The following is a 21,920-nucleotide window of genomic DNA, read 5'->3' on the forward strand; positions in this document are numbered from 1 at the left end:
TTGCGCTGAAGCGACAATACCAAACTCGGAACCGATTTGTTTCCTCGGCATTTTGCGGTTCGGAAAATGCCACATACTCCACGCCATCAAACAGTGATACGACACCACAAAGACGGCTTATGACCACGGAACATGCCTCTACTCGATCGACCCAGATCGTCACCGCCGCCGGCGCGGAGAATGAGCCGAGCAATGCGGACCAACAGGCTCAATGGGCGACCCGCGTGATGCAGGCGTACCGAGCGTCGCTTATGAATGTTCACCGGCAACTTGCTCCCTTGCGCAGCTGACGATTGGGCTTGGCGCACCAAGTGGCAGCCCTCCCATAATGCTCGCATCTCGAAGAGTCTTGTCGGGTCCGCGATGACGGGGTTGTCGCTCGGCGGAGGGAGGTTCCGGAACGGCTAAATCATTCCGGGTTGCATTCATTCAAAGCCCGCGTGCAACCGTTGCCGGTTCGCCGAGTTGACCGCAGCACAAAGAGCAATGTGAGGTGAGGTAAATGGCTGATCCCAATCCGTCGCACACGACCACCGTAGTCGAGACTCGCCGCAGTTCCGGAGCGAGTGTTGTCATCGCAATCGCCGTGCTTCTCGCCGTGATTGCAGGCGTTTTCTTCGTAAGCCAACTCACTGGCAGCGAGACTGCGAAGAACAACGCGATCACGAACGCCGCCGACAGCGTGAGCAATGCCGCGGACAAAGCCGGCGACGCCGCTGAAGGCGCAAACAAGTGACACTGCGGGCGATCCGGCGGGCCGTGGCAAGGAACGATCGGTGGCGGCCTGTGTTTTTCGCCACCACTACAATCTCGATGTCGCGCAGCGGTGTTGAGCGTCACTAATTTTGTGCTAGTTGCCGCCGCCACTGTTGTGTGGGGCGATTCGATGTGTGGGTCTCTTCCACCGAGGCACACGGCGGCGTAGCCGGCGGGTTCAATTCCCGCCCACCGCCCTTCCCTTTCGCGGGACGATGTGAGAGGATTTCTCACATCGCTCTCCAGCCATGACGCCGTCTCGCTTCGGATCGGCCTTCATGGCGGACGTCGCGCAAAGAACCATAGCAGACGAGCCAGCCTCGGGATCGAGCCATTCCGAGCGCGATCATCATTGGAATCTTCCGCAGGGCGCTGAGCGAGGTTCTCCGGCGCTGGTTTCAGAACCGCGAAGAAGCCTTCGGGCGGGTCGAGGGCTGTCAAGCGTGAGCGGACTTCCCTGATGCGCATCGTCACCTGGTCGCAGAAGAACGGGCAGTCTGGCAGATGTTCGGGCCGTTTCGGGCTGGAGAGCCGGCACAGATAGTAGATTTCGGCCTCTGACAGGTAGGCTGGGGTGAGGATTGGCGGTGGTATGTTGACACCGAGGCATCCGCAGGCAATCCACCGGTGACCGCTTCTGGCCTGTTGAATGAGGATGATGCTGGCCTGCTCGTCCGCGACAGTCCCGCTGTCGATATACCACCGTACGAGCGCGGCTCGCAGTTCCAGTTGCAGTGGAATGCGGCTGGCGCCTCTTCCATCGATTTCACGATCGACGAGCCACATGACCGTCCTTTCCCCACCCCGAGCAAAGAAATCCATTTCGTGCTCGAAATCGTGGCACTCCGGCGGATTAATGCGGAGATTTTTCCTCGTGCGGTGCGCGTGAAGGCCTCGCGCGCAGATTTGGTGGCCGAAGGAGGCCATTGATCCCGGGATCATTGAGGTCCCGCCTCGATTGGGCACGGTGCCATCCATACACGGCAATTAACCATTAAAATTCTGTAATCGTGCTCGACCGTCATATTTGAAATCATTCTGCACGGTCGGGGTAGTGACAGGCCGCACCCGCCTCGGTCAGTCCAGATTAAGCCAGCGCAAAGGCTTGCTGCACTTCAAGCGGCACATCGCCTGGATGGCGCAGAACATCGGCCAGCGAGGCACCGCAGATCACCAGCAAATCCAGCAGGGTAGCGCGCCGGCGAAACAAACGTGCGAAGTTGATCCGCTCGAGTTCGTCCCGCGCCTGCTCGCGCGCTTTGGCACCGGCGAGTGCAAGCCGCTGCCCCATCGCATCGAAATCCGACTGTGTCAGCGCAAACGAATCCACCGCGCCAGACATAGTGGCGACGGTGCCGACGATCATGCTGCCGGTTGCTGCCCCAATCCGACCGAGTGTGCCGCGGTGAATGGTGGGCAGCAATACCCAGGCGATGCAGCCGATCGTGCCATTTTGATCGGCCAGCAGCACACCCCCGCCAGCCTTGCGGGCAGCCGCCATGCCTTCAGATACGTCCTGCGCTGTTCAATCGACGCCTGGTAATTCTCCGAGCAAGGCAGCGATGGCAGCGACATCCTCTGTCGTGGGTGTTCTGATGGTGAGAGCCGCTGGTGGTGGGGCTCGCTCCCCTGGGACTGCGCAGGCCCTTTTTGCGGGCCGCCACGAGCGTGCTTTTCCAATCGGGCTTTGGGCGGTCTGGGGCTGCGAGGGAGGTCGGGCTGCTTTGTGTTCCGGATTCGGCGCGCCGGCCGGTCTTCGCTGCGCTCGGCATGGGCGCCACCGCGCCGGGTTGACCCCTCCTTCTCCGTATCATCGTGATCGCGGACTGCTTTGGGTGATCTGGGCGCGTCGGGCGCCGCTTTTGCCGAGGCTTTCCAGCTGTCGAGCGCGCCCGTGCGAAGAAAGGCTTCGATCTCGTCAGGCAGAGCCGTCAGGCCGCCGGTCCCTACACCCATGACCGGTTTGCCCGTAGCGTCGCTGAGGCCGACCCCCCCGAAGTCTCCGACGCCAGGTTTGCGCCGCCGGGATTTCAGCAGCTTGAACCCGCAATGTTGCGCCATCTCGCGCAGAGAAACGGCGGAATCAGGCTCCTCACTCACGGGCGCGTCGCCCCGCTATCGCAATTCGGGAACGATCCTGCGTACCGCGTGCATCCGTGCTTCGTCGGGGCATGGCCCATGACGAACGCTCCGGTAGAGCCTTTCATCTCATTTTCTTGCGTGCGAGTCTTTGCAGCAAGAAGGCGCCCAGGAGCATCGTCAGGACCGCGGCGGTCACGGGGATGGCAGGCCGTAACGCCATCTTCGTATAAGGGCTGACGCGAATGCCTTTTTCATGTGACGAGCGAGCATCACTGTCTGCGGCGGGTGCCGAGAGATTTATCGACCATGCCGGCGGTCTCGGACAGCAGGCGTATCCTTTGTCTCAAAAACCCATCAGCGCGGGAAGAATTGTCATTCCTGACAACGGGTGATCGCGGGCCATCGTCAGCCGGCATATGAAGGAGACGTTCGATGTGGCTCAAAGGTCTACCGGATCGGGTAAGGGTGCGGTGCTCAAAGATTGAGCTGTCGCCGTTCGATTTCCGCCAACACGGCCTCCTCGACATCGGTGAGATTGTCCAAGTCTTCCGCCGCGTCACATGCGGCGGCCAGCTGCTCGTCGGTCATGCCGGTTACGACCTCGTTGGCGGTTACGGCATCGACCTGCGGATGCTGTTCGTCCCCTTCTTCGGTCATGTCTCTCTCCTTCGCGGAAACGCCCTCAAAGGGAGATGCCGATGGTGCGGCAAACGTTCCACGCTGCTGAACATGGAACGAATTTTCAGTCCGTCGCTTCGAGCAAGCAGGTGTTCCTGCACCTGTGGCCCGGCAATCGCTCTCATCGGTAAGCGGTCGGGCCACTTACCCCAGGACCGCCCCCATCGCGACCAAGAGACCATTACGCCCGCCGGCGGTCACGAAGGCGGCAAGCCGAAGAATTTTCGGTACATTGTCGGCGGAATAATCGTCATCTTTCTTCTCGGCATGGCGATCGTGGGTGCGAGCACGAAGGTGCTTCAGCGCCCCGGGCCAGATCAAGGGGCTACAGAAAAGGCACCGGCCGACTGATAGGGCAAGAAGGCCCGGCACTAAGAGAGGACCGGGCCAGTTTTGTAAGGGCCGCAGCGCCCTTCGGGTCGCAAACGCACGGTACACTATTGATTTTGCGCTGAATATGACAACTTTGGTCACCGGCATCCCGCTCCCATTGTTTCGCTGGACACTGCTCGGCCGCCATTCCGTGCGCCCGATTGCTCTTCTCGCGGCACATTGCGCCGCAGTCGCCGCTCACGCGGCCAGCGGTGTCGGCCCCGTCCAACAAATATCTGCACGGGGCTGGCATCGGCGTTTCACAGCTGGCTCGCACACATTGCGGCATGCCTGCGTTCAGCGATTGGTCGTCTCCGCGAAGGGTGTAGGCCTCAGGCACCAGTCCGCTCCGCCGCAGTTCGGTCTGGAAGCGCGCTCGACACTGAGGATGACCGTCGTGCCGGTGATCGGCGCGCTGGTCATCGCGGCCGGGGTCGCATTGGTGTTTATGCTGGCGGTGCGCGCGCCGGAAGGACGGCCGGATCACGCGGGCGGAATTCGATGACGGCCTCCTGGCTTTGGGTTTAGATGAGCAGGTGAAATGCGACGAGCGGTTTGTCGCAAATGCGACAGAGCAATTGCCGTCATGCGCAATCGGCCGTAAGGGCGCCGTGCCGAAACAAAAGGACCGCTAAAAGCGATAAGATAATAGCTATGATCACTAATACACGCGACAGATTTAAGTCCTTGGAAGAAGCACTTCTTCACCTTGAGGGTGCGCATTACGCACTTCACGATATGGTTGCTTTTGTACTTTCGAAGGTCTCCGCTATCGAAGTCGAGGAACTGGCGATCCGCCTTGGCGATCAGGTTTCCGTTCATGCCGACAAGATCGGAGAGATTCGTCTGGCGGGTTACATCGAAGAGGTCGCTTCGGTGACAGATGAGGTCGAGCACAATCGGGTCGAAGCTCGAGGCCTGCTCGCGCGGTTCGCGGGTGCACGGCGGTCCCGCATCGTCACAAAGTAGCATGGCGTTGATGTGAACTCTCCGTCGATGCGAAATGCGATCTGGCCGTTGTCGATGGCGAGAGCGAGCGCCCCGGGCTTGGCCCAGATCTCGTGCGGGCTCAGGAAGAAGCTCTCGCCCATGTCGGCGAGGATCATCGTCTCACCGATCGTCTCGGCCATGCCCGTAGCGGCGGCGCCGGGCACAATGTTGCCGATCCACTCGCGCTTGGCGACGTCCGAGCCGCCGATGAGGTCGAACGGGGTGCGGCAGCACCATTCCAACCCGTATTCGGTCGCCTCCTGGTAGAAGGTCTCTTCCAGGGCGAAGAGCGCCTGCTGCGAGGCAAGGTCCAGCGTCGTGACCGGGCGGTGCCAAGTGCCGTCGGTCGCGATGATGCGGCACACGAGACGATCGCCGGGCTCCGGCAGTTTAATTTCCCGCCCCCCACTTGAGGCATCAGAAATTAAACGCGGGTCGGCCACCGAGTTGAACCCGTTGTCGTGGCAGGCGGAACCTCTAATTTCATAGGCGGTCTGCTCCCAGTCGACGACGCCGTAATGCCCGCCGGTCTGGTAATGCTCGCGCTGCGCAGTAAACGCGCGCGGGTCTGCAACTGCGAAAGCGCCATCGCCTGTTGTGCTCGCGCCGATGACGGTGCCCGACACCACGCCGGGCATCACGCTGCGAACGCTGCTCTTCACGCTCTCATGGCTCGGCGAGGCGGAGTACGAGGACACCTTCGCGCCACTCACCTACAAGCTGGGTACGTCGGTGCCGATCTATTGCTGCTTCGACCCGGCGGTGACGACGTGGCGGCAGAACCGGACCTATCTCTGCTTCCTGGGGCGGGCGCCATTCGCACGGGGCAGCGAAGCCGAGGACGAGGGCGAGGGAGTTGCAGATCAGGTCGCTGATCTGAGATCAGTCCAGCACGGGAGCGACGCGTGCTCGCAGGATGGCGCTCGGATTAAAGGTGACGACGCGCCTCGCGGCTACAACCGCCTCCTTGCCAGTCTTCGGGTTGCGTCCGACGCGCGGCCCCTTATCGTTCAGCAGGAACGTGCCGAAGCCGGCTATCTTCACGTTCTCGCCACGTTCGAGAGCGGCGGCGATTTCCTCAATGATCGCATCGACCATGCGATCCGCTCCGGCGAAGGAAATCCCGACGCTTTTCTTGATCGCCTCGGCGATTGCGGCGCGAGTGAGGCTCTTGGACACTTGATGCACTGAAATCTCCCTTTGTCGCGACGATAACGCACCAGCGGATCGATTGCATACCGCTAACAAACGACTTTTTCCGAAAGGGAGATGGGTGCGTCGGTCCCCTGCAAGCCGCCGCACCCGGCCGGCTCGGTAGCGATAGGCCGGTAGGGATCAACGCACTTGTGAACAGAGGGCCGCGATGTGCGGCCGGTCCATCAATATCATTCGTTTGCAGCTCGGCGCCCATGGGTGGCCGCCGGGGCGGGCGCGGCGGTGTCCTCCAACCGCCGCGCTCGCTTGACCGCCGACAGCAGCTGGTGGCTTTCAGCTATCGACTTAGTAGGCGCCTCCCCTGACAGCCGACCGGTTCACCATGGACCAACGCTAGGCGGATCATATGGGTAGTAATCGGGATGTTGCGGGGAGAAGGTTTACTCGTCCTCGGAACTGCTAGCCGGAGATTATGGCCAATTCCGTCAGTTTTCGTGCAGGGCTGCGTCTACCATAGTTGCGCCTTCTGGCCATGTGCAGAGGCGCCGCCCTGCCTCATTTCCTCGGTGGGGGTTCGGATCGCGCTCAACATTGCCTTCGTCTTCGGCAAGAATCTCTCCCACATCGGCCGCCCTTCGAACTGTGTGTTCCCGGGCAGGCCATCATGGCTTTAGAGCGCGCGCGCAATGCGTTGCAGTATAGGCTTGGTCACTGATCCAAACCAGCAAAAGCATCGGACTCGCACAGTGTGATGAATTCTTCTCCGATCGTGGGAATGTCGATGCGCCAATTGGAGAAAGCCACAAACTTCTACCACTGCGGCGGGGCAATTGGCGTCCCTTCAATCCCCACATAGAGTTGCGCAACAGTTGTACGTGCGAGAAAGCCGAAATGCTGGCCAATCTTCACGACCATGCCGACCGGGCAATCCACGTGCGATGAACAAACCACACTATCCCAATCCACCATCAGCCGAAATTGCACGACTGCAAGATGCTCGAAATTGTTCTGGACAGCCGGCCGTTCCCAAAAGCCACCTTCGTCGGCCGGTGTGAGCGAAATAAATCGACGACCGCCGTCTTCAAAAAAACAACGCTGGGCCAAGCGTATTCCCGATTGCTAATTTACCAGGCAGAACCTCCGGCTGCTTGAATGTGAGAAGCGTATCTGCAGGCACCATAACCATCGAGTTTATCCCTTTCGCTTCAGTCTACCGTCCTTACAAACTTCCACTTGAGCTGATCTCGCGGCATCGTCTTGGCTCGATCATGCCAGTCGAACGCTTCCATGACCGCGCACTGCATGTCCTTCGGATCGGCGGGCTCGATGACAACAGCGCGCGTCTCTGCGTCGGTCGTCGTCACCGCGACGTAAGCGCCGCCCTCGGTCTGGTGGACCTCCATCCGTATTTCGAATCCCTGCCGCGTCGGAAACTCGCCCTTTGCGATGACTGTGCCAGTGAACTTGACTGTCCGCCCGCGGCGCTGGGTGATCTTGGTCGGCTGCATTTCCACGGTCGTTACGTTCCTGGGTTTCCCTCGGTAGGGTTTAATTTCTGCGGCCTCGTTTGAGGCGATCAGGAACATCATGCCGCCCTCCTGGGCGATTCCCACTTAGACCAGTTGTCCAGCTTCACCTTGACCCATGCAGGCCCGCGTTTGCGCCGGCAGGGCCTCTCGGGATCATTGAGCATCAGCCCTTCTCCCCCGACAGCCCACACGCGCTGCACCATGTCGTGCACGTCCGATTCGGTGAAGGCCCATTCATCCGCGACCACCTGAACGGCGGTGGGGTCGTCTCCGCCCCGGCTTCCCGGCCGCCAATCCCAGGAGAGCGCCGGATCGTCGCGCACCGCGGCCGCCAGCTCCTGCAGCCAGGCCTTTCGCTCATGCAGCGGCCGATTGCAGTCGCCCGCGCGCCATTCCTCCTCCGTCAGCACGTCGAAGAGGTGGAGGCGGCCTTTATCCCCTCCCCTGCGCCGTCCGCTCTCGAACCAGCGTTTCGTTGCGTACAGCGTCGCGTCGACCACGATTTCGCCGTGGAGGAAGAGCGGCACGCCCGCGACGCGCTGCATCAAGCCAAGCTGGTGCACGACCTGATCGGCGCCGTTGAGCGGCTGGCCATTGCGAGACCACAGGCGCGGCTTGCCGTCGAGGCCGCGGAAGCGGAGCGCGCGCCACCCGTCCCACTTCCGTTCGACCATAATTCCCCCGATGGGGGTGGTGCCGTTCCAGTCGCCGACGAGCTGGCATAGGCCGCTATTCTACAACACCCCGACGCTCCGTTTGTCGCACCAAGAGTGCAACAGAACGGACAAACGCTTGCGCGGCGCCGCCATCTTTGTGGATAAAAATCACCCGATTTGGGCGGGGTGAATACAGGGTTCCGATTCTCTGGAGGGGTGCCGACAGATGAACCATCATCAAATGCGTGTTTCCGCCGAATGCTCTTGCGGAAACACGTTCAACATTGAGGACATGCTTTGCGCTGGCGGTGTGAGCTTCTTTGCCTGCCCCAGCTGCGGCACGAAGGGCTCGGTTAGCGAAAAGGAGATTGCATCCTTGGCGAGAGCTAAGGCGGTGTCCGTGCCTGCCATGACGTTCAAGTAGCGGGAACTGCGTCCTGCCTGCCGATGACGAGATGCAGTGCATCGTCTCTCGCTCCTCCCGCCTTCTAAAATTCCCCCGCTCCCCCGCGCGTTTGCGCTGGTGAGGGGTACGTTTTAACCGACGGGGGCACCGAACGACAGAACAGCGTTGGTGTCGCTGACAGCCTCGCACCTCGCTTGCCTGCTCGACGGGATCGACTGGTGGAACCCGCAGTATTCCTGGCGTCTGCAGAACGCTGGATAGGGGCGCCGTTTTCTTCTCCAGCGGAGCATTTTGCGCTTCATTCGAACGAGTTTCTGTGATTCCATCGCGGTCATGGAAGCCGCCGTTTCGCCCCTTCCTGACGATATCGAAGCGCTCAAGGCGCTGCTGGCGAGTGCGACCCAGCGGGCCAATGAGGCCGAAGCCAAGCTCGCCAATGCCCATGCCCGGGGGAGTGCCACCGGGGCGGTGATCGCGCACCTCAAGCTGCAGATCGCCAAGCTCAGACGCGAGCAGTACGGCGCGAGCGCTAAGCGCACCCGCCGCCTGCTAAAACGGATGGAACTGCAGCTCGAAGAGCTTGAGGACGATGCGGCTGAGGACAGTCTTGCTGCCGAAGTCGCGGCCGAGAAGACGGCGACCGTCACCGCCTTCGAGCGTAAGCGGCCGGGCAGAATGCCGTTTCCCGAGCTTCTGCTTCGCGAGAGGATTGTGGTGCCGGCACCGTGCTCTTGCCCGGCTTGCGGCGGGAGCCGGCTGTCCAAGCTTGGCGAGGATGTCAGCGAGACGCTTGAAGTGATCCCGCGCGCTCGGAATGTCGTCCAGGCCGTGCGCGAGAACTTCTCCTGCCGGGACTGCGAGACGATCACGCAGCCGCCCACGCCCTTCCACGTCGTGCCGCGTGGCTGGGCTGCCCCGAGCTTCCTCGCCATGCTGCTGTTCGAGAAGTACGGCCAGTACTAACCCCTCAACCGCAAGGCGGAGCGTTTCGCCCGCGAGGGCGTACCGCTGAGCACCTCGACGCTCGCCGACCAGGTTGGTGCCGCCGCCTTCGCGCTGCTGCCGCTCTACCGCCTCATCGAGGCACACGTCCTCGCCGCCAAGCGATTGCATGGCGACGATACGACCGTGCCGGTCATGGCCAAGGTGAAGACCGATACCGCCAGCCTACGGGTTTACGTGCGGGATGATCGACCATTCGCCGGCGCCGATCCGCCCGCGGCGCTGTTCCACTATTCGCGCGATAGGCGCGGCGAACGTCCAAGGGCGCATCTCGCATCCTGGTCAGGGATCCTGCAGGCCGATGCCTATGGCGGTTACGGCGAGCTATGCCCCCGGTCGCTTGCCTGCGCCTGTTCATGAGGCCGGCTGCTTTGCTCACGCGAGACGCAAGTTCTTCGAACTGGCCGACGTCGCCAGCGCAGCCCGCAAAAAGAGCCGCGGCGATCATGCCGGCATGATCTACCCGATCGCGCTAGAAGCCGTGCAGCGGATCGATGCGCTGTTCGATGTCGAGCGCGGCATCAATGGCCAGGACGCCGACGAGCGTCTCGCCGTACGCCGCGAGTTGAGCGGGCCCCTAATGGCTGAGCTCCACGCTTGGCTGACCAGCCAGCTCACCAGGCTGTCGCGCAACCACGATCTCGCCAAAGCCATCAATTACATGCTGCGACGTTGGGATACCTTCGCCCACTTCCTCACCGACGGGAAGGTCTGTATGACCAACAACGCGGCAGAACGTGCGCTGCGTGCCACTAGGCCGCAAGGCCTGGCTGTTCTGCGGATCCGATCGCGGCGGCCAGCGCGCGGCGGTCCTCTACACCCTGATCCAGACTGCTCACCTCAACGACGTTGATCCGCAGGCTTGGCTCGCGGATGTGCTCACCCGCATCGCCGAGCATCCGGCCCGCCAACTCGACGAACTGCTGCCCTGGAAATGGCTGCCCGCACGCCGCTCCATCACCACTTGATCAGAGCTGCGCCGCGGCTTTCACCGGATGGCTACGACACTCCCAACGTCCAACTTGCTAAAGATCCATCAGCAGCAACCGCCCGCTTTGCGGAAGTTCAGCGCGTTGCCCGCCAATCCAAAAACCGGCCATCCGATTTGTTTCCAGGTCAGCGTTACGTGTTACCGTTTCGGACTGAGGGTTTCCGATGCGAGATCGCTGTGACCTGTCTGCGGCAAACTCCACGACTGTACATTTGTCGGTTAGCCCGGATGGAGCACCGCTCGCAGCCTCTTAAGCAATATTCCTGCTATAGGCTGTACCTATGTTTATCTAAAAAATGCATATTTTACATGATGCTTTGGATGATGGACAACGGCCCAAAGAGACGAAAGGAGAGGCTTGTTGCCCCATAAAATGGAACGCCGGAAATTCGTCGGTTTGGCGATGACGCTCGCTAGCGCACTCGCGGTGCCCGCACATGCATTTGGCAAGCAGCCAGCGTTAGCACGGGTGATCCTCGACAACGACTTCGCTGGTGATCCGGACGGATTGTTTCAGCTTGCGCATCACGCATTGTGCTCGTCGGTCAAGATTTCTCTCATCGTGGGATCGCACCTTCCCGCCAAGTTCGGCAGCGGGCACGACGCCCAAGATGCAATCGCACGGGTTGGCGAAGTTCTCGAAATCATGAAGCTTGCCGGCAAGTATAGCATCATAGCCGGATCCGAGACGCCAATCCAGTCACGCACCTCCTCGAAACCCAGTACGGCATCGGCTGCCATCGTCCGCGAAGCTATGCGCGAAGACGCTAACGAGCCTCTGATCTATGCGGCCGGCGCTGGGCTAACCGATCTCGCGCTCGCTTGGTTGTCTGAGCCGCGCATTGGCCGCCGCATAAAATTGGTCTGGATCGGTGGGAACACTCATTCCGGCTTTGGAAATCCCGGAGCCAAGCCGGGCGAACCGGAATTCAATTTCTCTATCGATCCTGTAGCGGCGCAAGTGCTGTTCAACGAATCCGATATCGAGATCTGGCAAGTGCCCTCCGATGCCTATAGCCAGATGCTGTTCAGCACGGCCGAACTTGAGGAGTTGGGTGGACAGAGCCGGCTCGGCGCCTATCTTAAGTCTAGGGTCGATGCGATACCGGAGATGTTCGCCAAGATACCTGGCGTACCCCCGGTGGCCATGACAGACGCCTACGTCCTGGGCGACAGTCCGCTGGTGACATTGACCGCGCTGGTTCCCCCTATGCAGCCAGATCCTACATCGAGCCGGTACAAGCTGCTGCCAACACCAAGGCTTCTCGACAACGGAAGCTATGCGGAGCGTGCGGGTGGGCGCCCCATGCGGGTCTACACTTACGTCGATGCAGGACTGACATTCAGGGACATGCTGGCGCGTTTCAGGCTTCTTTCGGCAGCATAGGCTCCGGAACAAGTGCCTGTCTGATTTCATGGCCGGGCCCACCCGCCTGCCGCTTCACCAAGGACTTCGCATGATCGACCGACGTTCAATCATCGCCGGCGCTGCCGCGCTTGCCGCAGCGCCCATGCTTGCTGGAAAAGCGCTCGCCGCTCCTGCGCAAAAGCAATCCTCGCTAGGATCGGCCAGCTTCCCTTCCGGCTTCCTGTGGGGCGCGGCTACTGCCGGCCACCAGATCGAGGGTAACAACACGAATTCCGACCAGTGGCTTCTCGAGAATGTGCAACCTACTATCACTGGCGCGCCGTCGGGTGATGCTGTCAACAGCCTCGAGCTATGGCGAGATGACCTCGACCTTGTGAAAAGCATCGGGCTCAATGGGTTCCGCTTCAGTCTTGAGTGGCCACGCATCGAGCCGGAACCGGGAATGTTCTCGTGCGCCATGCTCGATCACTACAAGGCCATCATCGATGGCTGCCGCGAACGTGGTATTGCCCCGGTGGTCTCCTTCAACCACTACACAACGCCACGCTGGTTTGCCGCCCAAGGAGGATGGTTGCATCCCGATGCGAGCGACCTGTTCACTCGTTTCTGCGAGCGGGCGGCCAAACATCTCGCAAGCGGAATAGCAATCGCGACGACCTTGAACGAGCCGAACCTGCCCCGCCTGCTGCCCTTCGTTCTGCCCCCTCAGTTCATGGGAGGATTGCGCGCCAATCTGGCTGCGGCCGCAAAGGCTGCGGGCGTACCGCGCTATCTCGTGGCTAACACCGTCTTGCCGGAGGACGTCCCCGCCCTGACCGCCGCGATGATCAAGGGCCACAAAAGTGCGCGTGCCGCGATCAAGGCAGTGCGCCCCGACCTTCCCGTCGGCTTCACACTGTCTATCGCCGACGACCAGCCCGTCGGCCCGAATTCCATCCGAGACCGGATGCGGGCCGAACTCTACGGAGACTGGCTGGCAGTGGCGCGCGATGACGATTTCGTCGCCATCCAGAACTACGAACGCATCCTGTGGGGCAAGGATGGCCGCCTCCCTGCGCCTGCGGGCACGCCGCGCAATTTCCGCGGCGCCGAAGTATATGCTCCGTCACTCGCCGGCGCGGCGCGATACGCCTACCAGGCGACCGGCAAGCCGGTTTTGGTAACCGAGCACGGTGTCGGAACCGACGACGATACAATCCGCGCCAACCTTATCCGCGACGGCCTACGGGAACTTCTCGGGGCGATGGCCGAAGGAGTCCCGGTACAAGGCTATATCCATTGGACGCTGATGGACAATTACGAATGGGGAGCTGGCATCGGCCACGGCGCCTTCGGCCTTGCCAGCGTCGATCCGGTCACATTCAAACGGTCTCCTAAGCCAAGCGCTCAGGTTTTGAAGGCAATCGCTCAATCAAATTCAATATCGCCGATTTGAGGTGGTAGCAGCCGGGCTCGATCTCTTGTGCAAGGGAAGGCGCGAAACTCGTTTTCGCCTTCCCAACCATGTCCGCCCGACGCAGACGGGCGTACTCGATCACTTGGGCAGGTCGGCAATCGACCCACTCTCTCAGCCTGCCGGCGAATGCAGTACTCGCACCGGTGACGCTTGAAGTCGCAGCAGGTCTGGTGCTCGGCAAGCCGATCGGCGTGTTCGGCTTGTCGCTGTTGGCCACCAAGCTGAGATTGGCGGATGCTCCGGCGCATGCCAGCCGGATGCAGAATGCTGGGGGTAGCCCTGCTCTGTGGGTTCGGCTTCACGATGAGCCTTTTCATCGCCCTCCTGGCGTTCCCGGGCGACCCGATCCTTCAGTCCGAAGCCAAAGTCGGCATTCTCGTCGGTTCATTGATTTCCGGCATTCTGGGCTTCTTGGTGCTGCGCATCGCGCACCGTGAAGTCCCGATCAGCCATACAGCAGCGTCAGCGTAATCGCCGTACAGGCTACCACAGCCACGACCAACGGCGCGCCCATCCGGGCATAATCGCTGAATCGGTAGCCGCCCGGCCCCATGACCAGAAGATTGTTCTGATGACCAATCGGGGTCAGAAAGTCCGATGATGCGCCGATAAGCACCGCCAGCAGCGCGGCATCGGGACTGACGTGGAGAAGATTGGCGGCATCTATCGCGAGCGGGCCCATGATGATCGCCGTCGCCACGTTGTTGAGGAAGATCGAAAGCACCAAGGTGACGGAGCAAAGCGCGGCCAGCACGACGATCAGCGGCAATCCCGTCAACGTCTCGCCCAGCCACTGTGCGGCGATGGCTGCAGCACCGCTGTTCTCAAAGCTCTGTCCAACCGGGATCATGGCTGCAAGCAGGACAATCACGCTCCAGTCGATGGAGCGGTAGATTTCCTCAGATGGCAGCAGCCGCAGCGCCGCGATCAGGACCGCGGCGCCCGTGAAGGCCAGCGCAGGCGAGAGACCTAGCCCGACGATGCAGGCGATTGCCGCTGCGAAAATTGCGAGAATTCCGGCCGCGCGGCTGTGAGCGGTCGGGACGGGATCGTGCCGGTCGATCTCAAGGACACGGGCACTGGCGCTGAACGCACCAAGTTCTGCCTGAGGACCGCGGATATAGAGCTGGTCGCCTGCCCGTATGCGCATGTCCACCAATTGCCGCCGTTCCCTGGCCACGCGGGGGCCTACCGCGACAACCTGCAGCTGCTGCCGGCTGCGGGTTCGCACTTCGTCGTAGCCAAGCCCGATGAGCGGAGAGCCGTGCGCCACCGCGACGCGGACGGTGACGGCATCTGGCACATGGTCTGCTGGAACATCGCTGGCGAGGCCAGCTGTCGCTGCTACAGACCACTGGTTCTTACGCGAAACGACCAGCAGGCGGTCCCGCGCCCGAAATTGACTGACGCCGGTTATCGGCGCGATGTCCCGGAAGGTGGCGAGCATCCGCGCTCCGGCAGCCCGGAGGCGGCTACGCAGTTCCTCGGCATCCAGACGCTCGTCCACCACCGACAGCTCGTACACCCGCCACGGCGGCTTTCCGTTGCTGGAACTGCGCGTCCGCACCGGCAGCAGGCGCCACCCCACCACACACAGGTAGGCAAGGCCGACGACCGTCACTGCGACCCCCACGGGGGTCATGGCAAAGAAGCCGAGGGGCGCACCCAATCTCGCTTCCCGCACGGAAGACAGGATGAGGTTAGCCGGCGTCCCGATCAGCGTCGTCATCCCGCCCAGAATCGTTGCAAACGCGAGGGGCATCAAGGTGGCGGCCGGTGATCGCCTGGCCGTACGCGCGATCTCGGCCGCGATCGGCATCGTGATGACCAGAGCGGCGATATTGTTCATGAAGGCCGAAAGCATGGCGCCGACGACCAGAAGGCCGGCCAAGCGTATCGCGAACGGCGCATTGATTGGGATGATCCGATCGGCAACGAGACCCGCAGCGCCGCTGAGCTCGATCGCCCGCCCGACCACAAGCACCGCCGCAACCGCCATCACGGCAGGATCGGCAAATCCGGCAAAGGCGTCAGCCGGCGCGACAAGACCCGTCACCAGGCAGGCGAAGAGCGCAAGAAATGCAACCAGATCATGCCGGACACGCTCGGATACGAACAGGACGAGTGCACCCAGCAGGATCAGGGCGCTGACAAGGGCCGGGCTCAAGGCTGTTCCCCGTCTCCTTCGACTTCTCGCAGGACAAAGCGGCTTCCAGCGGCCGGAGCAGGCACGGCTTCGACACCGTTCTCCCGCAGGAGATCAGCGATGGTGATGGCTCGCCGCTGGGTCAAAGAGGGGGTCTTTGGTGCCTCCTTCGGCAGCCCCGGAACACCGAGAGCACGCACATTCCAGCGTTTTGCGGCCCATGCGCTCACCAAAACGGCTTCGCGCGCCGGAAGGTCGAGTGCATCCTGTGAACCGGGGAATCCGATCGACGGATATGCCATCTGCGGCGGGGTGAGCACCACGTCCCATCCATCCGCCTGGGTAGCAGCCCGGCGTTCCAGGGTGCGGTACGTGGCCAGCGTGGCTCCGGGAAGCGGCATTGCATTGGCCATCGCACGATGGTGATCGCGGTCAATCGTCACGGCATCGGACGCGATGCCGGCTGTCAGGGCGAGCATCTGTGAAAGGCTTGCAATGCGATGGGTTTCGATGGCAGCGGCATCCCCTGCCTGGCGGATTTCCTCGCGCTGGGCCTCGATCGCACCGGCCCCCGCCTCGAGCAGAACCTGATCCAGCCGCAGCTTGATCGGCTGGCCCAGTCTTGCGGTGAGATCGTCCTGCAAAGCTGCGGTGCGCTTCATCTTGTCGCGCGGCGTTATGACGACGGCCCGAACCACCGCCGGCTGCGCGTCGAAGTCGATGTCGAGTTGAGTAACCCGAGCATCGGAACCGAAGCGTTCGGAGAGGAAGGACCGGGTCTGGTTCAGCGTCACCGCTTCGCCGGCAATCTGCTTGAGGGAGATGCCAAGCGGAATGGCCATCGCCACAAAGACGAACAACAGGACGAAGGTCTGCGTCCATGTCTGCTGACTGGAGAGGCGGTGTCCGAAACCATAGAACCGGGCCATTATCATCGCCGAAAGCGCGATCGTCACGAAGTTAGTGACGAACAGTGCAAAGGCCCCGCCCAGCACCGGCATGTTCCAGGTCGCAAGGCCAAAGCCCACCACGGCCAAGGGGGGCATCAACGCCGTTGCGATGGCTACGCCGACGATTGTGTCGCCGCGCCCGCGGATGATCGCGAACGTTCCGGCAAGCGCTGCGAAAAGCGCGACGGCGAGATCGAACAGATTAGGCCGCGTGCGCGCGATGATCTCGCTGGTCGGTGCCTGGAGGGGTGACAGCGCAACGATCAGCGCCGTGAACAGCACCGCCGCGCTGGCACCGATCGCAAGCGCCGTCAGCGCCCGTCTCATCTCGCTGAAGTCGAACAGGGCAAGACTGAAGCCGAGCCCAAGGATCGGACTCATGAGCGGAGAGATCAGCATCGCGCCGATCACCACCGCCGGGGAGGACAGCAGCAGGCCGAGGACCGCAATACCGGCCGACATCATCACCATGAACGCGTAGCGAGGAGTCCAGCCGCTATCCGCGACGATGCGCGCCATCACCGCTTCGTGATCGACACGCCCCACGACCGATCGGCGCCACCAGCGGTAGAGCGCGACATGCTCCAACCGTTCATGGATGGCGCCCTCGTGGCCCGGCGCCGCCGCCGATTGAGATGCCGTCATTCCTGCCCCGTCCCCATAACCTTCAAACTGGTGGTGGAATAAGCCCCTTCATCGCGTGCGGTTGCAGGTGCCGAGCGACGAGACGACCATGCGATAGTCGTTCAGCGCCTGTTCCTGCTTTGCGCTGCTGCGCGATACGTTCGCGGCTGCGGGCGGATAGGCGGGAAGGAAGCAGGCCAGGCTATACCATGCCAGGCTGTCTTGCCGCGGGGGCGCTTCAGTTGCGGCAGCCACCTGCGAGAAGGACACGCCCCAACTCGGCGCCATGCCCGGCTGATGGCGTACCGTGATAGCCGCGCCTCTCCCGCCCTTGGTGTCGAGGAAGATCTGTGTTTGCCCCTGTCCAGCAAGGTTGCCCGGCACAAACATCAGTTCCCGTACCCGTGTGACGGGTGACGGCGCGTCGGGCGCCACCATTTCACTCAGGATGGACCGCAAGCGTGCTTCCTGGAGCGGCGTCCACAAGATTTGCGCCGTTGGATCGACGAGCTTGATGTCACTGGCCTTGTCGGGCACGCGCCAGGCGAAGAGCAGCACCTCGCGCCCGGAAAGCTCCGGACGGTCCTTCGGCAGATCGACAAGGTAGCGCAGCGAAGGGCCGATGCCCTGACGTCCGTAAATCAGGGCCTCGGTCTGCGCTTGCGCGTAAAAGCGATCGTGCAGCGCGGTCGGATTACGGACCTGGGCGGGATCGAGGCGCGATATCGTCTGGACCCGCGCTTTGATGACCATGCCTGCACGCTTGGACAGTTCCACCAGGTCCGGGTAGCTCGGACCGGCCGGCTGCGGCGCTGTCTGTGCATGTGCGGGCGCGACCGAAACGAGCGCAGCAGCCGCAAGTGAACTGGCGCAAAGGGCTTTGATGGAAAAGTCAGGCATGGACTGTATCTTTCTTCCGGGCTGCATCCTCATGCCGCCCGATCACCGGCACATCCGAGCCATGCGTGACGAGACCCGCAAGGTCCAGACCTGTCGGCCTCTGGAATAGGCGCAGGGCGAATTCCGGCATGATCGCGATGAGATGGTCGAAGATGTCGGCCTGAATGTCCTCGTACCTCGCCCAGACGGTCGTGGATGCGAACGCATAGATCTGCAGGGGCAAGCCATGCTCGCCGGGTTCCAGTTGCCGGACCAGCATGGTCTTGTCCTTGGCCATGTCTGTACGGCTGCGCAGATAGGCGAGGACATAGGCGCGAAAGGTCCCGATGTTGGTGAGCTGGCGAGCATTGAGAACTTCGCTGGCGGCATGATGACGGTTCCAGTCTGACACCTCTCGCTGACGATCATCGAGATAACCCCGAAGCACGGCGAAGCGCGACAATCGTGCAAGGTCCTGGTCGCCAAGGAAGCGCACACTGTTCTGATCGATCATCAGCGAACGCATGATCCGTCTCCCGCCGGACTCCGCCATACCGCGCCAGTTGCGGAAGCTGTCCGTGATCAGGCGGTGCGTGGGTATGGTGGTTATCGTCTTGTCGAAGTTCTGCACTTTCACGGTATGAAGCGCGATATCGATGACGTCGCCATTGGCGTCGAGTTTGGGCATCTCGATCCAATCTCCCACCCGGATCATGTCGTTGGACGTGATCTGAACGGATGCCACCAGCGACAGGATCGTGTCCTTGAATACCAGCATGAGTACCGCCGCCATGGCGCCCAAGCCGGAAAGCAGCAACAAGGGGGACTGATCCATGAGCGCCGCGATCACCAGGATCGCGGTCGCGCCATAGACGAGCAGCTTTGCCACCTGGACATAGCCTTTGATCGGCCGGTCACCTGCTTCCGGACGACGCTGGTACTGCTCGTTGCCCAGCGTCAGTACACCGGTCAGCGCCAGGGCAAGGCTGACGATGATGATGGCTGCACAAATACTGTGGACGAGGCTGGGCAGTGCCATCGGCAGCCCCGACACAGTGCCGATACCGCCCTGTACAATCAGGGCGGGCAGGATGTTCGAAAGGCGCGAGACGATCGCACCAATGCGATCCGCGCCGACTTCGAACGGTGTGCGCCGGATCAGCCGCATCATCCCGTTCAGCACGATCCGCCGGGCGATCCAGTTGGCGAGCCACGCTGAACCCGCAAGCACAAGAAGCCCCAGTACTGTACGCGCCCATGGTTCTTGTGCCCACGCCCCCGTAAGTCGGGCAAGGGCGGCACTGGCATCGATCGGCAAGAGAAAGTCCCCCAAGGTTGTTGTCAAGCGGCCCGCAGCGGCTGTCGGGCGGTTTCGTCGGTGAATCGCAATGCCGCGAGGCCCACCACGCAGGCGGCGATCATCACGTAGGCGGGCATCAGCGGATCGCCGGTACGGTCTATCAGCCAGGCGTTGACCGCAGGCGCAGTCCCGCCGAACAGCGAAGTCGACAGGTTGTAGGCGATTGCAAAGCCCGCAAAGCGCACCGGCGTCGGGAAGAAGGCCGGGAACGTTGCCGAGATCGTCGCCAGTTGCGGGACATAGAGCATTCCCAGAAGCGCATAGCCGATTACCGCACTCACCGGGCCTGCATCCATCACATGATAAAGCGGGACCACCGCCAGCATGAGCCCGATCAGCGAGGCCATCCACATGGGCTTCCTGCCGATCCGGTCGGAGAGTGCCCCCGCGAAAGGCAGGAGTACCATCATGAACAGCATTCCCGCCAGCGGCACCGCCAGCGCGGCGTCGGTAGAGAGGCCGAGGCGCCGCTCGAAGTACGTCGGCATGTAGCTCAGCAGCGTATAGTTTACGACGTTGAGCGCGATGACAAGGCCGCTCATGGCCAGCAGCGGGCGACGGTGGCGGGTCAGCAGGTCGCGTAAGGGAGATCCGGCGCCGCGATGCTCCTGTTGCTCCACCTCCCGGAAAAGCGGGGTCTCTTCCATGCGCGAACGCAAGTAGACCCCCACAAGACCGAGCGGCCCGGCAAGCAGGAACGGCAGACGCCATGCCCACTCGCGCATCGCGGCATCGCCCAGCAGCAGCGAGAACCCGAGCATGAGCACTGCGCCCGCACAGAAGCCCGCCAGCGTGCCGACTTCGAGAAAGCTGCCGTAGAAGCCGCGCTTCGCATCGGGTGCATATTCGGCCATGAAGATCGCCGCGCCGCCGTATTCGCCGCCTGTCGAGAACCCTTGCACCATGCGCAGGATCACCAGCAATGCGGGTGCCCACATGCCGATCGCGGCGTATGACGGGATCAGGCCGACCAAAACCGTCGCGCCCGCCATCATCACGATCGTCACCCCCAGCACCGCCTTGCGCCCGTGGCGATCGCCCAATGGCCCCCAGAAGAACCCTCCGAGCGGGCGGATCAGGAACGAGATCGCGAACGTCGCCAGCGCAAACAGCGTCGCCTCCGCCGTGTCCCCGGGGAAAAGCGCTGCGGAGATATACGTCACGCCATATGCGTAGATGCCGTAGTCGAACCATTCGGTGGCGTTGCCGATAGCCGAGGCGGCGATTGCGCGGTGCAGGACGGCGGGCGGGGTCGGTTCGGTCATGAAGATGTGCTTTCGTCGGCGGCGTCAGGCGTGGCCGACATTTCGATTGAAAGGGGCGTGGTTCGCGGCAGAACGACGTAGGTTTCCTGAAGATGGGGCGGCACCGGCTCGGAACGGGCCTGTCGCCACAAGCCGAAGACGAGCGCCGTGCCTGCGCAGACTGCGACGAACAGGAACAGTCCCGAAGTTCCCAGAAAAGTCATCGCGATAGCCGCCATCGAAGGCCCGATCGCGGCGCCGAGCGAGTAGAGAAGCACCAGCCCCCCACTGGCCGCTATCCGCTGATCCGAGGTCAAGTGATCATTGGTGTGAGCGACACACAAAGGGTACAAAGCGAAACTCAAGCCGCCAAACAAGGCACCGAACGCCATCAGCGGCGCGGTGCCGCTCGTCAGCGCGATGGCAAGGCTGGCGATGAGCGTTCCGGCAAAGCCCATCACGATCACCTTGCGCCGGTCCATGCGGTCCGACAGGCGACCCAGAGGCCACTGCAGCGCGACGCCGCCCATGATGACCACGCTCATGAACAGGGCCGTCGCAGACAGGTCCAGCCCGGATCGCCGCGCATAGACCGCGCCCATCGCGTAGAATGCCCCGAGCATCACGCCCGTCAGAAACGCGCCGACAATGCCAAGCGGAGAGACGGCGTAAAGTTCGCGGAAACCCAGCGACGCGCCCTCTTCCGGTGCAGGCGCCGCGATCCGGGTCAGGACCACCGGCACCGCGGCAAGCGAGATCAGGATCGAGCCTGCCAGCAGCGGCATCGTCGAACCCCCGCCGCCAAGGTTCAGCGTGAACTGGCCGATCGCCTGCCCGCCGTAGAGCGCGATCATGTAGCCTGCCAGGATGCTTCCGCGCCCTGCCCCTTCGGCCCGCTCGCCCAGCCAGCTTTCGAGACAGACGTAGATACCTGCAAGGCAAAGGCCGTCGGCAAAGCGCAGCGTGCCCCATAACAGCACATCGCGGTGGATCGCGTAGGCCAGCGTACTGGCGCTCAGAACCGCGACAAAGGCGGCGAAGGCGCGGATATGGCCGATCCGGCGCAGCAATGCGGGTGCGCGCAGCGATCCGGCGACCAGCCCCGCGAAGTAGGCGGTGCCGACAAGACCGATCGCCAGCGTGCCACTTCCCGCGCGCTCGAGACGCACGCTGACAAGCGTATTCATGAACCCGCCGCCCGCCATCAGCATGAAGATGGCGAGCAGCAGGCTGCGCACGGGAAGGATGGCGTTCAGCATCGACGAAGTGGAACCG

19 protein-coding genes and 3 pseudogenes are annotated in these 21,920 nt (G+C 62.3%); 7 read left to right on the plus strand and 15 right to left on the minus strand.

The features are described from left to right. Positions 1 to 502: 502 nt before the first annotated feature. Positions 503 to 736, plus strand: coding sequence for a hypothetical protein (locus HWN72_RS29410; RefSeq protein ID WP_008829514.1), 234 nt, complete (start codon positions 503 to 505; stop codon positions 734 to 736). Between the two features lie 320 nt (positions 737 to 1,056). Here HWN72_RS29410 and HWN72_RS31460 read toward each other — a convergent pair. Then, a pseudogene (locus HWN72_RS31460) lies at positions 1,057 to 1,497 on the minus strand (hypothetical protein); the annotation flags it as partial. Between HWN72_RS31460 and HWN72_RS31940 the strand changes: the two are divergent. Then, complete coding sequence (locus HWN72_RS31940; protein ID WP_008831155.1) at positions 1,384 to 1,686, plus strand: hypothetical protein; 303 nt, start codon at positions 1,384 to 1,386, stop codon at positions 1,684 to 1,686. The pseudogene HWN72_RS31460 and the gene HWN72_RS31940 sit on opposite strands and share 114 nt — an antisense overlap. Positions 1,687 to 1,843: 157 nt before the next feature. On the opposite strand, the gene HWN72_RS29420 is transcribed toward HWN72_RS31940, so the two are convergent. From HWN72_RS29420 to HWN72_RS29455, 8 genes are all read right to left on the minus strand, one after another. Then, on the minus strand, positions 1,844 to 2,257 hold the full coding sequence (locus HWN72_RS29420; RefSeq protein WP_008831154.1) for a hypothetical protein: 414 nt from the start codon (positions 2,255 to 2,257) through the stop codon (positions 1,844 to 1,846). Between the two features lie 1,055 nt (positions 2,258 to 3,312). After that, the gene (locus HWN72_RS29425; RefSeq protein ID WP_008831153.1) at positions 3,313 to 3,495 is read right to left on the minus strand and encodes a hypothetical protein; all 183 of its coding nucleotides are present in this window, start codon (positions 3,493 to 3,495) and stop codon (positions 3,313 to 3,315) included. A 1,247-nt stretch (positions 3,496 to 4,742) separates the two neighbouring features. Further along, on the minus strand, positions 4,743 to 5,516 hold the full coding sequence (locus tag HWN72_RS29430) for a hypothetical protein (RefSeq protein WP_008833209.1): 774 nt from the start codon (positions 5,514 to 5,516) through the stop codon (positions 4,743 to 4,745). A 244-nt stretch (positions 5,517 to 5,760) separates the two neighbouring features. After that, positions 5,761 to 6,180 (minus strand): integration host factor subunit alpha, encoded by a 420-nt coding sequence (locus HWN72_RS29435; RefSeq protein WP_309141604.1) that lies wholly within the window; start codon positions 6,178 to 6,180, stop codon positions 5,761 to 5,763. 663 nt (positions 6,181 to 6,843) lie between these two features. Further along, positions 6,844 to 7,137, minus strand: coding sequence for a hypothetical protein (locus HWN72_RS29440; protein WP_156800034.1), 294 nt, complete (start codon positions 7,135 to 7,137; stop codon positions 6,844 to 6,846). Between the two features lie 101 nt (positions 7,138 to 7,238). After that, complete coding sequence (locus HWN72_RS29445; protein WP_008830154.1) at positions 7,239 to 7,622, minus strand: hypothetical protein; 384 nt, start codon at positions 7,620 to 7,622, stop codon at positions 7,239 to 7,241. Beyond that, the gene (locus HWN72_RS29450) at positions 7,619 to 8,236 is read right to left on the minus strand and encodes a hypothetical protein (RefSeq protein ID WP_008830155.1); all 618 of its coding nucleotides are present in this window, start codon (positions 8,234 to 8,236) and stop codon (positions 7,619 to 7,621) included. The genes HWN72_RS29445 and HWN72_RS29450 overlap by 4 nt, the downstream gene beginning before the upstream one ends. Positions 8,237 to 8,455: 219 nt before the next feature. Continuing rightward, entirely contained in the window at positions 8,456 to 8,638 is a 183-nt protein-coding gene (locus HWN72_RS29455) for a hypothetical protein (protein WP_069710062.1), read from the minus strand. A gap of 319 nt (positions 8,639 to 8,957) precedes the next feature. On the opposite strand from HWN72_RS29455, the pseudogene HWN72_RS29460 reads away from it, so the two are divergent. The 5 genes and pseudogenes from HWN72_RS29460 to HWN72_RS31950 all read left to right on the plus strand — a co-directional run bounded on the left by HWN72_RS29460 (position 8,958) and on the right by HWN72_RS31950 (position 13,913). Further along, positions 8,958 to 10,594 (plus strand): annotated as a pseudogene (locus tag HWN72_RS29460) (IS66 family transposase). 384 nt (positions 10,595 to 10,978) lie between these two features. Continuing rightward, positions 10,979 to 12,004, plus strand: coding sequence for a nucleoside hydrolase (locus tag HWN72_RS29465; protein ID WP_231958407.1), 1,026 nt, complete (start codon positions 10,979 to 10,981; stop codon positions 12,002 to 12,004). Between the two features lie 70 nt (positions 12,005 to 12,074). Further along, a complete protein-coding gene (locus HWN72_RS29470) occupies positions 12,075 to 13,421 on the plus strand; it encodes a family 1 glycosylhydrolase (protein WP_008830159.1) in 1,347 nt (448 codons plus the stop codon). A 68-nt stretch (positions 13,422 to 13,489) separates the two neighbouring features. Further along, positions 13,490 to 13,642: pseudogene (locus HWN72_RS31945) on the plus strand (hypothetical protein); the annotation flags it as partial. Positions 13,643 to 13,706: 64 nt separating this feature from the next. Next, positions 13,707 to 13,913: a Na+/H+ antiporter NhaA gene (locus HWN72_RS31950; RefSeq protein ID WP_037519368.1), complete on the plus strand. Its 207-nt coding sequence runs from the start codon at positions 13,707 to 13,709 to the stop codon at positions 13,911 to 13,913. Here the strand turns inward: HWN72_RS31950 and HWN72_RS29480 are convergent. The 6 genes from HWN72_RS29480 to HWN72_RS29505 form a co-directional block, all read right to left on the minus strand. After that, complete coding sequence (locus HWN72_RS29480) at positions 13,888 to 15,609, minus strand: SLC13 family permease (RefSeq protein WP_069710063.1); 1,722 nt, start codon at positions 15,607 to 15,609, stop codon at positions 13,888 to 13,890. The genes HWN72_RS31950 and HWN72_RS29480 overlap by 26 nt on opposite strands. Continuing rightward, positions 15,606 to 17,183 carry a DUF389 domain-containing protein gene (locus HWN72_RS29485; protein WP_069710064.1) on the minus strand — a complete coding sequence of 526 codons (1,578 nt, stop codon included), beginning with the start codon at positions 17,181 to 17,183 and terminating at the stop codon, positions 15,606 to 15,608. The genes HWN72_RS29480 and HWN72_RS29485 overlap by 4 nt, the downstream gene beginning before the upstream one ends. Before the next feature lie 48 nt (positions 17,184 to 17,231). Further along, positions 17,232 to 18,062 (minus strand): hypothetical protein, encoded by an 831-nt coding sequence (locus HWN72_RS29490; RefSeq protein ID WP_008829164.1) that lies wholly within the window; start codon positions 18,060 to 18,062, stop codon positions 17,232 to 17,234. Then, on the minus strand, positions 18,055 to 19,272 hold the full coding sequence (locus HWN72_RS29495; RefSeq protein ID WP_008829163.1) for a mechanosensitive ion channel family protein: 1,218 nt from the start codon (positions 19,270 to 19,272) through the stop codon (positions 18,055 to 18,057). The genes HWN72_RS29490 and HWN72_RS29495 overlap by 8 nt, the downstream gene beginning before the upstream one ends. A gap of 110 nt (positions 19,273 to 19,382) precedes the next feature. Further along, a complete protein-coding gene (locus HWN72_RS29500) occupies positions 19,383 to 20,666 on the minus strand; it encodes an MFS transporter (RefSeq protein ID WP_069710066.1) in 1,284 nt (427 codons plus the stop codon). Continuing rightward, positions 20,663 to 21,904 carry an MFS transporter gene (locus tag HWN72_RS29505; protein WP_008829161.1) on the minus strand — a complete coding sequence of 414 codons (1,242 nt, stop codon included), beginning with the start codon at positions 21,902 to 21,904 and terminating at the stop codon, positions 20,663 to 20,665. Before HWN72_RS29505 ends, HWN72_RS29500 begins: the two co-directional genes overlap by 4 nt. Between the last annotated feature and the right edge of the window lie 16 nt (positions 21,905 to 21,920).

It is taken from the genome of Novosphingobium sp. HR1a (genome assembly GCF_015594425.1).
Lineage (GTDB): Bacteria > Pseudomonadota > Alphaproteobacteria > Sphingomonadales > Sphingomonadaceae > Novosphingobium > Novosphingobium resinovorum_A.